The organism is Streptomyces sp. NPDC021224, assembly GCF_044332905.1.
Taxonomy (GTDB): Bacteria; Actinomycetota; Actinomycetes; order Streptomycetales; family Streptomycetaceae; genus Actinacidiphila.
Map to the genome: position 1 here is coordinate 211,967 of NZ_JBIRPW010000009.1, position 12,859 is coordinate 224,825.

A 12,859-nucleotide genomic window follows, 5' to 3' on the forward strand; every position below is an offset into this window, starting at 1 on the left:
AATATTCCGGAGCGGAACAAACCGATAGGATAGCGCCCATGCGCCGAGCCAAGATCGTCTGTACCCTGGGTCCCGCCGTCGACTCCTATGACCAGTTGAAGACACTGGTGGAGGCCGGCATGAACGTGGCCCGACTCAACTTCAGCCACGGCAGCCACGCCGAGCACGAGGGCCGCTACAGCCGCGTGCGGAAGGTGGCCGAGGAGACCGGCAGGGCGGTCGGCATCCTCGCCGACCTCCAGGGCCCCAAGATCCGGCTGGCCACCTTCGCCGACGGACCCGTGGAGCTGGTCGCGGGCGACGAGTTCACCATCACCACCGAGGACGTCCCCGGCGACCGCACCATCTGCGGGACGACGTACAAGGGCCTGCCCGCCGACGTCTCGCAGGGCGACCCGATCCTCATCAACGACGGCAACGTCGCACTGCGCGTCATCGAGGTCGACGGCCCGCGGGTGCGCGCGCTCGTCGTCGAGGGCGGCGTGATCTCCGACCACAAGGGCATCAACCTGCCCGGCGCGGCGGTGAACGTCCCGGCGCTGTCCGAGAAGGACATCGAGGACCTGCGCTTCGCGCTGCGGATGGGCGTCGACATGATCGCGCTGTCCTTCGTGCGCGACGCCAAGGACGTCCGCGACGTGCACCGGGTGATGGACGAGGAGGGCCGCCGGGTCCCCGTCATCGCCAAGGTGGAGAAGCCGCAGGCGGTCAAGAACATGGAGGACGTCGTCATGGCGTTCGACGCCGTGATGGTCGCCCGCGGCGACCTCGCGGTGGAGTACCCGCTGGAGCAGGTGCCGGTCGTCCAGAAGCGGCTCGTCGAGCTGTGCCGCCGCAACGCCAAGCCGGTGATCGTCGCGACCCAGATGATGGAGTCGATGATCACCAACTCCCGCCCCACCCGCGCCGAGGCCTCCGACGTGGCCAACGCCATCCTGGACGGAGCCGACGCGGTCATGCTCTCCGCGGAGTCCTCGGTTGGCAAGTACCCGGTCGAGACGGTCAAGACGATGTCCCGCATCGTCGAGGCCGCCGAGGAGGAGCTGCTGTGCCGCGGCCTCCAGCCGCTGGCCCCCGGCAAGAAGCCCCGCACCCAGGGCGGCGCGGTCGCACGCGCGGCCGCCGAGCTGGCCGACTTCCTCGACGCCAAGACCCTGGTCGCCTTCACCAAGTCCGGCGACACCGCCCGCCGTCTGGCCCGCTACCGCGTGCCCGAGCCGGTCGTGGCGTTCACCACCGACCCCGCGACCCGCAACCAACTCGCGCTGACCTGGGGCGTCGAGGCGTTCGTCGTCGAGCACGCCGACACCACCGACGACATGGTCAAGATCGTCGACCGCGAGATGCTCAAGCTCAGCGACTTCACCGAGGGCGACACCGTCATCATCACCGCCGGCTCGCCCCCCGGTGTCCCCGGCACCACCAACCTCGTCCGCGTCCACCACCTGGGCGCCTGAGGTCTTTCCACCGGCCGACAGCCCGCGGCCCGCACCCCTCGTCCGGGGTGCGGGCCGCGGGCCGTCCGGCGTCCGGGAGGAGGCCGGGTCAGGCGTCCTGGCCCGGGAGGACCTTCATGCCGGGGACCGTGAGGGTGCCGCCGAACTGGCCTGCCTGGATGACGGTGACGTCGGTGAAGAAGAGGACCGGGAGGGTCAGGGGGGGCGGGGCCTTCGGGGTGAAGGTGATGGGGACGACGCCGAGGAGGTTGCCGCTCAGGGACTCGGTGTACATGGTCACCGTGCCGTTGCGGAACGTCGACGTGGAGCCCTTGGCCGCCATCACATGGGTCTTGCTGCCGCTGGGGCCGTTGACGATCTGGTGCAGGTCGCCGATGTCGATACCGGTCGCGGTGAACTTCAGGACGTCCTTGACCGTGCCGCCGTAGGTCTTGACCTGCACGATGCCGTCGTACTTCAGGCCGTAGAGGGTCAGCAGCGAGCTCTTGAGGACCCAGGGGTCGTCCGGGAGCAGGGGTATGCCCTGCTCGGTCTGGGCGTCCGCGAGGGCCTTGGCGTCGTAGCTGGGGCACGGGAAGGACTGCGGGTCGCCGGAGGTGGCCGCGGAGTCGTCGCCGGTCAGGGACTTGGCGGTCTTCGAGGCGCCGTCCGTGGCGCCCTTGGCCGTGTCCTTGACGGTGTCCTTGGTCTTCTGGAGCGCGCCGTCGGCCGTCTTCGTGACGTCCTTGACGGTGTCCTGGACGGTGTCCTTGACCGTGGGCTTCGCGTCCTGCGTGGCCTTCGGGGACGCCGTGGGGCTCGCCGAGGGCTGCGTGGGGGTCGGGGTGGGGCTCGCGGTGGGCTGCGAGGCGCCGCCGAGGCCCAGCAGGCCGCCGAGCAGGTCGCCGAGGCCCAGCGGGTCCAGCGGGTTGACGGACTTGGTGGGGCTCGGGCTCGCGCTGGGGGCGGTCGTCGGGGCGGACGCGGCCGTGCCGGGCTTGGCGTCGGCGGCGGACGGCGAGGTCTCCGGCGTGGGCGCGGAATCGTTCTTGCCGGTCGCCGTCGTGGCGCTCGGGCTCGTCGTCGGCTTCGGCGTCCCCTTGTCGTCCTTCTTCGCCGAATCCGAGGTGTCCTTGCCCTTCTTCGCCGTCTCGGACGGCGAGGGCGTCGGGGTCTCGGACTGCGTCACGCACGGGCCCGGCTTGAACGGGTTCTTGGGCTCGTCGGCCTGCGCCAGGTGCGGGGTCAGTCCCATGCCCATGAGCACGGCGGTCGGCATGGCGGCGAGCGCCACCGCCTTGCCCGCGGGCATGTGCAGCTTCGTCAGCAGGGACCTGCGCGGGGCCGCGTGCCGCGGGCCGGACCCGGTCCGCGCGCGGCGCGCGCTCTCGCCCGGCTGAGCTTCGTCACTCAGCACGGTGCCTCCCGTTCTGCTCGGTGGTCTCGTCGTCTGCCCCCGCTCCGGCGTGCACCGGCTCGGGCGTGGTGAACGGGTCGGCGTGGAAGTGGGGGCCGGCGGCCGGGTCGGCCGCGTCGTCCACCGGCTTCGGGCCGTCGCCGGGCAACTCCGCCTGCTCGCCCGGGTCGTCGGGCACCGGCGTGCCGGGCGCCCAGGCGATGGCCAGCGCGCCGCCGACGATCGCGAACAGGAAGCCCACGAGGGCGCCGAGGTTGGTCATCGGGATGGACACCAGGCCGAGCAGGATGCTCGCGACACCGGCGAAGATCCGCACCTCGCGCTGGAACCACATCGTCAGGCTCAGCGTGATGAGCAGCACGCCGATGATCAGCGCGCTGGCACCCGCGGTGGTGCCGACCCGGACGCCCAGCTGACCGAAGGTCATGTTGTGGTACGGGACGTACCCGATGGCGGCCCCGCCGATGATGGTCACCAGCCCGGCCCAGAACGGCCGCTCCCACCGCCAGTGCCGGAAGGCGATGCGGCCGCGGGTGAAGGCGTCGGGGGACCCTTGCGACTCGGCGCTCATGGAAAACAGCTCCCTGGAACTGGCGTTGCGTGAAGAAAGGGGTGCCGTGGGCGAGCCGCGCGGGGCGCGGCCCGCCCAGAGCGAGTCAGACCGTGCTCAGTAGCACTGGCCCCCGGAGCCCAGGTGGAGCCTGAGGCTGAGGCCCGTGAGGCGGAAGGTGCCCGCGCTGGTCGCCCACGCCGTCTGCTTGACGTCCGTCAGGTCGGCCGACTCGGCCGTCTGCGCGAACGAGTTCGGGTCGGCCTTGTCGCCGGCCTTGATGCCGGGACCGGGCTGGCCGCTCGCACCCGCCGCGACACCGATGTTGATGTTGGTGAAGACCGCGTCCGCGTCGAGCTGGTCGAGGTCGATGTAGAGGTTGTGCGCCTTGACCTTCTTGCCGTCGTTGCCGGCCTTCAGGACGAGCGTCACGTCCCCGATCGGCGTCGGGATGACGACCGACTGGCACAGGCCCGTGATGGTGGCGTCGGTGAACGCCGACACCGCCACCGGCGCGTACGACTTGGGGTCCTTCGGGTCGCCGCCCTGCTTGATGTCGAGCGAGCCGTACTGCTCGAATCCCTCGCCGTGCAGCGTGTCCGCGGTGACCTTGAACTGCTGGCCGGACACGCTGAACGACGCCGCGAGCGCGCCCTGCGCGATCGCCACGCCTATCGCCGCGGTGGCGGCCACACTCGGCACCATGACGACGGCGAACCGCCGCCATCTGGTACCGCCCCGAACGTGCGATTCCATGTTTCCTCCTTCTCGGACGTACATCTCCGGCCCGGACCTGGTCCGGGCCTGGGATGGGAGAAGTGCTACGTCCTCGGGAAGGAGAGCGCCGCGCCGGGCATGGCCGTCTGCCTCCCGGGGCGAGTCCTGCGGGAAAGCCCTGCGGAACTGCCTGGGGAAGTCCGGACGGCGGTGTCCGGGACATCGGCGATCACCCCCGAGCGACAACCACTGGCCACGCTCTCGCGCAACCTGCTGGACAGGCTCCATCCGGTTCCATCACGGCGGACGGAGACCCCCCTGTCCCGAAGGCGCGGCGGTTGCCGCGCTCTTCCGCTCGGCGGGGACCCGTGGGGCCGGGCACCGGCTGGCTGCCGGGCGCTGGCTACGGACCGAGCTTGGCCGATCGTGGTCCATTCGGGGCCGCCGCACAAGGGGCTCATTACTAGCGAGTAACGGATAAGTGTCGTGAGGCGCGCAGCCGTTCGAGACATACTGACGTGGCGTAGTCAAAACATGGGGGAGAAAGTCCGGCATATATGACGATCGACCAGCAAATCGGGGTCGCGTTCTCACTCCCCGTGACGGTGACCGCCCACTGTCACGGTTTGATAAAGAGAGGTCGCCGGATCACTCAACCGCTGAGTACCGCGGCCCCGTCACGAGGCCGCGGTACGCGGGAGAACAGGACTCAGAACAGCACCCTGGCCAGCGCGGTCCGACCGCTGACCACCCGCGGGTCGTCCGGGCCGACGACCTCGAACAGCTCCAGCAGCCGCAGCCGCGCGGTGTCGCGGTCGTCGCCCGTGGTGCGGCGCACGGTGTCGACCAGCCGCCCGAAGGCGTCCTCGACATGGCCGCCCACCAGGTCCAGGTCGGCGGCGGTGAGCTGGGCCTGCACATCGCCCGGGGCGTCGGCGGCGGCCTGCCGCGCGGCGCCCGCGTCCACGCCCTGGACGCGGGAGAGCAGTTCGGCCTGTGCGAGGCCGAGCTTGGCCTCGGTGTTGGCGGGCTCGTCGGCGAGCACATTGCGGTACGCCTGGACCGCGCCGCTCAGGTCACCGGCGTCCAGCGCGTCGTGCGCGGCGCCCAGCGCCAGTTCCTGCGGGGTGGCCGGGCGCTCCGGCACGGCGGCGGGCTCCGGCGCGGCACCGGGGTCGACCTCCTCGCCGACGATGCCGAAGCGCTGCTCGGCCACCGCGACGAGCTGGTCGAGCACCTCGGTGATCTGGTCCTCCGGCGCCAGGCCCTGGAAGAGCGGCATCGCCTGTCCGGCGATCACCGCGAAGACCGCGGGCACGCCCTGGACCTGGAACTGCTGGAAGAGGAGCTGGTTGGCGTAGACGTCGGCGGTGGCCAGCACGAACCGGCCGCGGTACTCGCCGGCCAGCCGCTCCAGCACCGCGTTGAGCTGCTTGCTCTGCTCGGCCTGGTCGGCCCAGAAGCTGATGACGACCGGGACCTCGGTGGAGCGCTGGAGGACGTCGCTCTCGAAGGTCGCCTCGGTCACCTCGATGACGAGCGGGGAAGCGGGGGCGGCCGCACCGGCGGCGCCGGCCTCCTGCCGCTGCGCCCGGGCCTGCTCGGCCTTGGCCTTGGCCTCACTGGCCGCCTTCACCGCGGCGAGGTCGACCACCCCGCTCATGGACATGTTCCGTGGCTGCATGAGGCAATCCTCCCCCCTCGCGGACCCCAGTGGTGCACAGTCCCGGGATCAGGCCGGACCTCCCGCCGGTTCGCGGGGCTCCGACCACCCGGTCGTGTGGTGGCGCGCCGCCGGTGGCGGCGCGTCGGTGGTGGTGCGGATCCCCATCCGCACCGGCGTGGTTGTCGCCGAAGTCGCTCGTGTTTCGCTACGAGCTGTAGCGTAACTGCCCCTGCCCGCCCCACACTGCGGCGCACCCTGTGAATCAGCTCACTCGTCACGGTACTTACCGACGGGTATGGTCCGCGTATGCCTCCCACCGCCGCCGGTCCGCCACCGGCCCGACGCACCGGGCGGCCGCGGAGTGCCGGGCTCGACCGGGTGATTCTCGCGGCCACCCGCGCCGCGCTGGCCGAGGTCGGCTGGAGCAGGCTGACACTGGGCGACGTCGCGGCGCGCGCCGGGGTGGCCAAGACGACCGTCTACCGGCGCTGGGCGGGCAAGAACGAACTGGCCGTGGACGCGGTCGCCGCGCTCTTCGAGGAGCAGCTCGAACTGCCCGACCGCGGCAGCCTGGAGGCCGACATCCGCGGCGTGGTGCTGCGCTTCGCCGAGCTGCTGGACCGCCCGGAGACCAGGACCGCGCTGATGGCGGTGATCGGCGAGGCGGCGTACGACGACGCGCTGCGGCTGCGGATCCGCGCGGCCATCGTGGACCGGCAGAAGCACCTGGTGGTGCTGGGCCGCAAGCGCGCCCAGGCGCGCGGCGAGATCCCCGCGGACGACGGCGCCACGGCGCCCTGGCGGGACAACCTGATCTTCGACGTGGTCGCCGGGGCGGTCGTGCACCGCGTCATGGTCTCGTCCGAGCCGGCCGACGAGGAGTGGGCGCGTCGGCTCGCCGGGCTCCTCGTCGTCGGACTCGCGGGGCTGCACACGGCCCAGGACCTCGACTGAGAGGTCCCGCACCGCCCGTACGGCGTGCGGCCCCGCCTTTCCCGTTCATCGCGCTGCGCGCGTCCCCGTCATCCCGGCTCCCCGCCGGTACTGCTCTTTCCGTGCCCCCCCGGGCCCTCCCCCGGGCCCCGTGCCGCTCCGAGCCGGGGGCTCAGGAGAGGCTGCGCGCCGGGGCGGTCTCTCCCCCGGCCAGGTCGGCGGCGAAGTGGTCGAACTCCCCCGCCAGGACGCCTTTCACGAAGGCCTCCCATTTCGCGGTGGTGGTCACCGCCACCACGTCCGGCTGTTCCGTCTCCCTTATGTAGACCATCCCGTCGTCACCGACGGTCGCTTCGAGGGCCACACACGTCCTTTCCTGGAGGGCGGTCGGGTCGTTGACGAATCTACCGACCACAACCAATGTCCAGGTCAGCGCCTTGGGGGGCGGACGGAGGGACGCACGGGGCGCTCAGAAGCGGGCGGGTTCCGCGTATGTGCCCCATTCGGCACGCAGCACGTCGCAGATCTCGCCGAGCGTGGCCTCGGCCCGTACCGCGTCCAGCATGGGCGCGATCATGTTGCCGCCGGAGCGTGCGGCCGCCAGCATTTCGTCCAGGCCGCGGCGCACGGCGGCCTCGTCGCGCGCGGTGCGGCGGTCGGCGAGCAGCCGCACCTGGTCGCGCTCGACCTCGTGGCCGACCCGCAGGATCTCCAGGTCGCCGGTGACGGAGCCGGTGTGGCAGTTGACGCCGACGACCCGCTTGTCGCCCTTCTCCAGCGCGCTCTGGTACTGGAAGGCGGCCTCGGCGATCTCGCCGGTGAAGTAGCCGTCCTCGATGCCGCGCAGGATGCCGGACGTCATCGGCCCGATCGGGTGCTCACCGCTCGGCACGGCCCGCTCGCCCAGCTCCCGGATGCGGTCGAAGACGGCCTCGGCGTCGCGCTCGATGCGGTCGGTGAGCGCCTCGACGTACCAGGAGCCGCCGAGCGGGTCGGCGACGTTGGCGACGCCCGTCTCCTCCATCAGCACCTGCTGGGTGCGCAGCGCGATCTCGGCGGCCTGCTCGCTGGGCAGCGCGAGCGTCTCGTCCAGCGCGTTGGTGTGCAGCGAGTTGGTGCCGCCGAGCACGGCGGCGAGCGCCTCGACGGCGGTGCGCACGACGTTGTTGTAGGGCTGCTGGGCGGTGAGCGACACCCCTGCGGTCTGGGTGTGGAAGCGCAGCCACTGCGCCTTGTCCGACCGCGCCCCGTACACGTCCCGCATCCAGCGGGCCCAGATGCGGCGGGCGGCGCGGAACTTGGCGATCTCCTCGAAGAAGTCCAGGTGCGCGTCGAAGAAGAAGGACAGGCCGGGCGCGAAGGTGTCGACGTCCAGGCCGCGGCTGAGGCCCAGCTCGACGTAGCCGAAGCCGTCGGCAAGGGTGTAGGCCAGTTCCTGCGCGGCCGTCGCGCCCGCCTCGCGGATGTGGTAGCCGGACACCGACAGCGGCTTGTACGCCGGGATGGCGGTCGCGCAGTGCTCCATCAGGTCGCCGATGAGCCGCAGGTGCGGTTCGGGGGCGAAGAGCCACTCCTTCTGCGCGATGTACTCCTTGAAGATGTCGGTCTGGAGCGTGCCGTTGAGTACCCCCGGGTCGACGCCCTGCCGCTCGGCCGCGACCAGGTACATGCAGAAGACCGGGACGGCGGGCCCGGAGATCGTCATGGAGGTGGTGATGTCGCCCAGCGGGATGTCGCGGAAGAGCACCTCCATGTCCGCGGCCGAGTCGATCGCGACCCCGCAGTGGCCGACCTCGCCGAGCGAGCGGGCGTCGTCGGAGTCGCGGCCCATGAGCGTCGGCATGTCGAAGGCGACGGAGAGGCCGCCGCCGCCGTTGGCCAGGATCTGGCGGTACCGCCGGTTGGTCTGCTCGGCGTTGCCGAAGCCGGCGAACTGGCGGATCGTCCACGTCCGGCCGCGGTATCCGGTGGCGTGCAGGCCGCGGGTGAAGGGGTACTCCCCCGGCCAGCCGATCCGTTCGAAGCCCGGTACGTCGGCGCCGGGCGGCGGCCCGTACACCGGCTCCACCGGGTCACCGGAGAGCGTCGTGAAGTCGGCGTCGCGGCGCCGGCTGGAGTCGTAGCGTGCCTGCCAGCGGGTGCGGCCTGTCTCGATCTCCGAAGCGTCCATACTCTCGAATTTACTAGGACGTCCTAGTAAATGTCGATGACGCGCGGCTCACCAACCGGGTGAGCCGCGTTTTTTCTGGGGCGGGCCCTACGCCTTCGCGGGCTGGACGGGCTCCGGCTCGTCCGCCTGCGACGGCGCGACGAGCGGGGCCAGCTCGCGCGAGACCCGGCGCTCGACGAAGAACGCGGCGGTCGGCACGGTGCCGGCCAGCAGCACCCAGGCCATCCGGCCGAGCGGCCACTTCGCCTTGGAGCACAGGTCGAAGGCGAAGATCAGGTAGACGACGTAGAGCCAGCCGTGGGCGAAGCCGATCACGGTGGTGGCGGTGCCCGCGCCGCTGATGTCGAGCCCGTACTTGCCGATGACGGCGAGCGTGAGGGCGATCAGCAGGACGCCGGTCACGTAGGCCATCACCCGGTAGCGGGTCAGCACGCTGTGTTTCATGGCAACGAGCGTAACCCGGCGGCCTCAGGCCCCCGATTTCGCCCCCGTGCTCACTCCGCCTCGAAATCCCCGGCGTCGATCCGCAGCGGCCTGAGCAGCGCGAAGATCTCCGCGCACTCCTCCGCGTCGTAGACGCCGAGGCCGAAGTCCATCGCCATCAGGTCGCGCGTGGCGGACTCGACGATCTCGCGGCCCTTGTCGGTGATCGAGGCCAGGGTGCCGCGGCCGTCGTTGGGGTTGGGGCGCTTGGCGACCAGACCGGACGCCACCAGCCGGTCGACGGTGTTGGTCACCGACGTGGGGTGCACCATCAGGCGCTCGCCGATCTTGGACATCGGCAGCTCGCCCGCCTTGGAGAAGGTGAGCAGCACCAGCGCCTCGTAGCGCGCGAAGGTCAGGCCGTAGGGCTTGACCACCGCGTCGACCTGGCCCAGCAGGATCTGCTGGGCGCGCATGATCGAGGTGATCGCGCCCATCGACGGGACCCCGCCCCAGCGCTGGGTCCAGTGCTCGTCGGCGCGGGCGATGGGGTCGAAGGGCAGGCTCAGGGGCTTTGACACGCGCTTGAGCCTACCCGTCGGTCACATCGTGGTCACGGCCGTCTCGGCAGTCGGGCATCCGGCAGCCCCGCGGCCTGCTGTTCTTCCTCAGGTGAGGGCGCTGAGCGCGTGCCACTGGTCCACGGACAGGTTCCACTCGCCGTAGCCGTTGCCCTTGTCGACGACGGCCCGGGTGGAGCCGGTGGACACCACGACGTCGCCGCGCACCGCGCTGTCGAAGAACCACTTGGCGTCGGCGTCGCTCAGCCCGATGCAGCCGTGGCTCTTGTTCTGCTTGCCCATGTAGCGGTCGTTCCAGGGCGCGGCGTGCACGAAGGTGCCGGAGGTGGTGACGCGGACGGCGTTGTGCACGTCCTCGTCGTAGAAGTCGGCGGAGTCCTCGCTGGTCGCGATGTTGACCGACGACGAGGTCATCCGGACGGTGGACTGCTTGGCCATCACCACCATGGTGCCGTTCCACGTGGGGAAGGCGGAGCTGCCGCCGGAGATCTTGAAGTTCTTGACGGTGCGGCCGTTCTCGGTGACGCGCATGGTGTGCTTGGCGAGGTCGGCGTAGGAGATCCGGGCGGTGCCGACGCTGAAGGTGTCGTGGATGTCACGGCGCAGGAAGCGCCCGTCGCCGGTGTCGATGCCGCTGAGCCGGGCGGTCAGGGTGACCTTGGTGCCGGTGGGCCAGTAGACGTCCGGGCGCCAGTCCACCCGCTGGATGCCGGTGAGCGGGTCGGTGAGCCAGCCCCAGCTGCCCTTGACGGCGGGGGTGGTGGTGATGCTCAGGGCCCGCTCGACGGCGGCCTTGTTCGCCACCGGCTTGTCGAAGGCGAGTGAGAGCGGCAGGCCGACGCCGACGACGGCGTTGTTGAGCGGGGTCGCGGTGACGCCGTTGACCTTGCCCGCCGCGGCGGTGCGGAAGTCGCTCGTGGTGGTGGCCTGCTTGCCCGCCCCGTCGGTGGCGGTGACCGTGACGGTGTAGGCGGTGCCGGGCGTCATGGTGCGGTCGGACGTCCAGGTGCGGCGGTCGGCGGCGAGCTTGCCGGTCACCTCCACGGGATCGACGCCGTCAGACGACTTCCCCTTCGGGGTGACGGTGACGGTGCCGAGGGTGCCGCTCGCGGCGGTGACGGTCACGGGGGTGCCGGGGGCGACGCTCCTGCCCGCGGCCGGGGAGACGGTGACCTTCCCGGCCGCGGCGGACGCGGTGGCGGCCGGGCCGTCGCCGGGGGCGGCTCCGTCGCCGGACGCGGTGTCGTCGCCGCCGCACGCGGCGGCGCCGAGTGCCAGGGCGAGCAGCAGGGCGGGGGCCGCGAGGGCGCGGCCGCGGGATATGCCGAAGGTGCGGAACACGGTGTCGGGTCCTTGTCAGCAGTCGGTCAGCGGTCGGTCAGCAGTCGGCGGACGAGGAGTACGGGCCCTTGTCGGCGCCGGAGCCGTCCTTGCCGGAGACGTGGGTGTCGCCGGCGGCATCGCCGCCGACGGTGAAGTACCGGGTCGTGCCGCCGCCGGCGCGACCGGAGCCGGGGCTCGTCACCGTGGACGGGGCGTCCGGGGAGGGGGGCATGGCCAGGTCGTCGAGCGTGTCGGCCAGGCAGCCGGCCGGGCGCGGTCCGTCCGGTTCGTCTCCCGGCTCCCACTGCAGCGGGCTGTGAGGGCTGTCCACCACCAGTACGGCGACGTATTGCCCCTCGTGCTGGATCCACACCGTCACACCGGAGATCTTCTTCGAGCTGCCCATGGCGCGGTCCGCCACGAGCCGCCCCCATACGCCGTTCTCGACCGTGATGATGTCCATCGCGCACTTGGCGTCGATCCGCTGCCGCAGCTCCGCGGCCCCCGCGACCGCCGCGGGCTCGTCGGGGAAGGCCAGCAGCCGCTCGTACGCGATGGCCTTGACGGCCTCCGCCATGTACGTGCGGCCGTCCTGGGCGATCACACCGGCCGGCACCGGGTAGCCGCACGAGGAGGGCACGTCGTTCTTCGTTCCGTTGTCCGCGACCGTCCAGCGCCATTTCGGCGCGAAAGGCAGCGAACTCGTGGGCAGCAGGCGGTCGGTGAGCGCCTGCGTGGAGATCGTGGGTTCGGGCGTGGCGCTGCCGGAGGCGGCGGGCGCGGTGGTGCGGGCGCGGTCCGCCTGCTCCAGCCGCGGCAGCAGCTGCCAGCAGGTGACGCCGAGGGCCAGCGCCGTCACCGTACCGGCGGCGGCCGCGCGGCGCCGGGCGCGGCGCCGCTCGCCCCGGGCCCGCGCGGCCTGCGGACCGGCCAGGACGACGAGTTGTTCGGCGTCCTGCGCCAGCTCGTGCAGGCGGTCGTCGAGTTCGTCAGCCATGGAGGGGCACCTCTCGGAGGGTTCGCCGGTCGTGCCGGGCACGGTCGGGGTCCGCGGGCTCGGGCTCTTCCCTGAGCTTGGCGCCGAGGGCCTTGCGGCCACGGCTCAGCCGGGTCCGCACCGCGGCGGACGACACCCCCGTCTCCCGCGCGATCTCGTCGACCGGCAGGTCCAGCAGATGGTGCATCACGACGGCGGTGCGCTGGTCGTCGCCGAGCGTGCGCAGCGCGTCCACCAGCGCGACCCGGTCCGGCGCGAGCGCCGGCGCGTCCGCGGGCGGGCCGTGCCGGAAGTGGGCGCGCATGCGGTTGCGCGCCTTGCGCCAGGTGCTCACGGCGAGGCGCAGCGCGACGGTCCTGACCCAGGGGGTCGGGTCGCCCTCGGCGGTGAGCGCCGCCCAGCGGGTCCACGCTCGCGCGTAGGCCTCCTGGACGGCGTCCTCCGCCTCGCCGAGGTCGCCGGTCACCGCGTACACGACGGCGACCATCTTCTTGGCCGTGGCGGCGTAGAAGTCATCGAAATCCGCGGTGCGCTCCGCGGGTTGTGCGGTCATCTTTCGTGGCCCTCCCGCATCTATCACGCGCGAGGGCGCCAAGAGGTGACACATGAGTTTTCCCTGCGGGTCGCGCCACCGGGAATGCCTCTT

13 protein-coding genes are annotated in these 12,859 nt (G+C 71.7%); 2 read left to right on the forward strand and 11 right to left on the reverse strand.

The genetic code is table 11. From position 1 onward, the window contains the following. Positions 1-38: 38 nt before the first annotated feature. Positions 39-1,457 carry a pyruvate kinase gene (gene pyk, locus ACH4PY_RS23815; protein WP_398186312.1) on the forward strand — a complete coding sequence of 473 codons (1,419 nt, stop codon included), beginning with the start codon at positions 39-41 and terminating at the stop codon, positions 1,455-1,457. A gap of 88 nt (positions 1,458-1,545) precedes the next feature. Here pyk and ACH4PY_RS23820 read toward each other — a convergent pair whose 3' ends face one another. From ACH4PY_RS23820 to ACH4PY_RS23835, 4 genes are all read right to left on the reverse strand, one after another. Beyond that, positions 1,546-2,853, reverse strand: a complete 1,308-nt coding sequence (locus tag ACH4PY_RS23820) for a hypothetical protein (protein WP_398186314.1) — start codon at positions 2,851-2,853, stop codon at positions 1,546-1,548. Beyond that, positions 2,843-3,424: a DUF6114 domain-containing protein gene (locus ACH4PY_RS23825; RefSeq protein WP_398186317.1), complete on the reverse strand. Its 582-nt coding sequence runs from the start codon at positions 3,422-3,424 to the stop codon at positions 2,843-2,845. The genes ACH4PY_RS23820 and ACH4PY_RS23825 overlap by 11 nt, the downstream gene beginning before the upstream one ends. A 96-nt stretch (positions 3,425-3,520) precedes the next feature. After that, a complete protein-coding gene (locus ACH4PY_RS23830) occupies positions 3,521-4,159 on the reverse strand; it encodes a DUF6230 family protein (protein ID WP_398186320.1) in 639 nt (212 codons plus the stop codon). A 670-nt stretch (positions 4,160-4,829) separates the two neighbouring features. Continuing rightward, entirely contained in the window at positions 4,830-5,804 is a 975-nt protein-coding gene (locus ACH4PY_RS23835; protein WP_398186322.1) for a co-chaperone YbbN, read from the reverse strand. Positions 5,805-6,092: 288 nt separating this feature from the next. Between ACH4PY_RS23835 and ACH4PY_RS23840 the strand changes: the two genes are divergently transcribed. Continuing rightward, the gene (locus ACH4PY_RS23840) at positions 6,093-6,740 is read left to right on the forward strand and encodes a TetR/AcrR family transcriptional regulator (RefSeq protein ID WP_398186325.1); all 648 of its coding nucleotides are present in this window, start codon (positions 6,093-6,095) and stop codon (positions 6,738-6,740) included. 151 nt (positions 6,741-6,891) lie between these two features. On the opposite strand, the gene ACH4PY_RS23845 is transcribed toward ACH4PY_RS23840, so the two are convergent. The 7 genes from ACH4PY_RS23845 to ACH4PY_RS23875 form a co-directional block, all read right to left on the reverse strand. Next, on the reverse strand, positions 6,892-7,083 hold the full coding sequence (locus ACH4PY_RS23845; RefSeq protein WP_398186328.1) for a DUF397 domain-containing protein: 192 nt from the start codon (positions 7,081-7,083) through the stop codon (positions 6,892-6,894). Between the two features lie 105 nt (positions 7,084-7,188). Next, entirely contained in the window at positions 7,189-8,889 is a 1,701-nt protein-coding gene (locus tag ACH4PY_RS23850) for a methylmalonyl-CoA mutase (protein ID WP_398186331.1), read from the reverse strand. Positions 8,890-8,976: 87 nt separating this feature from the next. After that, entirely contained in the window at positions 8,977-9,333 is a 357-nt protein-coding gene (locus tag ACH4PY_RS23855; RefSeq protein WP_398186334.1) for a DUF3817 domain-containing protein, read from the reverse strand. A 50-nt stretch (positions 9,334-9,383) separates the two neighbouring features. Then, the gene (locus ACH4PY_RS23860; protein WP_398186337.1) at positions 9,384-9,893 is read right to left on the reverse strand and encodes a MarR family winged helix-turn-helix transcriptional regulator; all 510 of its coding nucleotides are present in this window, start codon (positions 9,891-9,893) and stop codon (positions 9,384-9,386) included. A gap of 87 nt (positions 9,894-9,980) precedes the next feature. After that, on the reverse strand, positions 9,981-11,234 hold the full coding sequence (locus ACH4PY_RS23865; protein ID WP_398186340.1) for an Ig-like domain-containing protein: 1,254 nt from the start codon (positions 11,232-11,234) through the stop codon (positions 9,981-9,983). Positions 11,235-11,271: 37 nt separating this feature from the next. Then, positions 11,272-12,213, reverse strand: a complete 942-nt coding sequence (locus ACH4PY_RS23870; RefSeq protein ID WP_398186343.1) for a hypothetical protein — start codon at positions 12,211-12,213, stop codon at positions 11,272-11,274. Then, on the reverse strand, positions 12,206-12,766 hold the full coding sequence (locus tag ACH4PY_RS23875) for a SigE family RNA polymerase sigma factor (protein ID WP_398186346.1): 561 nt from the start codon (positions 12,764-12,766) through the stop codon (positions 12,206-12,208). Before ACH4PY_RS23875 ends, ACH4PY_RS23870 begins: the two co-directional genes overlap by 8 nt. Positions 12,767-12,859: the final 93 nt, after the last annotated feature.

Coding starts and splice junctions, on each gene's coding strand:
- ACH4PY_RS23840 (WP_398186325.1), top strand. CDS start 6,093: ATGCCTCCCACCGCCGCCGGTCCGCCACCGGCCCGACGCACCGGGCGG.
- ACH4PY_RS23870 (WP_398186343.1), bottom strand. CDS start 12,213: ATGGCTGACGAACTCGACGACCGCCTGCACGAGCTGGCGCAGGACGCC.
- ACH4PY_RS23875 (WP_398186346.1), bottom strand. CDS start 12,766: ATGACCGCACAACCCGCGGAGCGCACCGCGGATTTCGATGACTTCTAC.
- ACH4PY_RS23835 (WP_398186322.1), bottom strand. CDS start 5,804: ATGCAGCCACGGAACATGTCCATGAGCGGGGTGGTCGACCTCGCCGCG.
- pyk (WP_398186312.1), top strand. CDS start 39: ATGCGCCGAGCCAAGATCGTCTGTACCCTGGGTCCCGCCGTCGACTCC.
- ACH4PY_RS23850 (WP_398186331.1), bottom strand. CDS start 8,889: ATGGACGCTTCGGAGATCGAGACAGGCCGCACCCGCTGGCAGGCACGC.
- ACH4PY_RS23825 (WP_398186317.1), bottom strand. CDS start 3,424: ATGAGCGCCGAGTCGCAAGGGTCCCCCGACGCCTTCACCCGCGGCCGC.
- ACH4PY_RS23855 (WP_398186334.1), bottom strand. CDS start 9,333: ATGAAACACAGCGTGCTGACCCGCTACCGGGTGATGGCCTACGTGACC.
- ACH4PY_RS23830 (WP_398186320.1), bottom strand. CDS start 4,159: ATGGAATCGCACGTTCGGGGCGGTACCAGATGGCGGCGGTTCGCCGTC.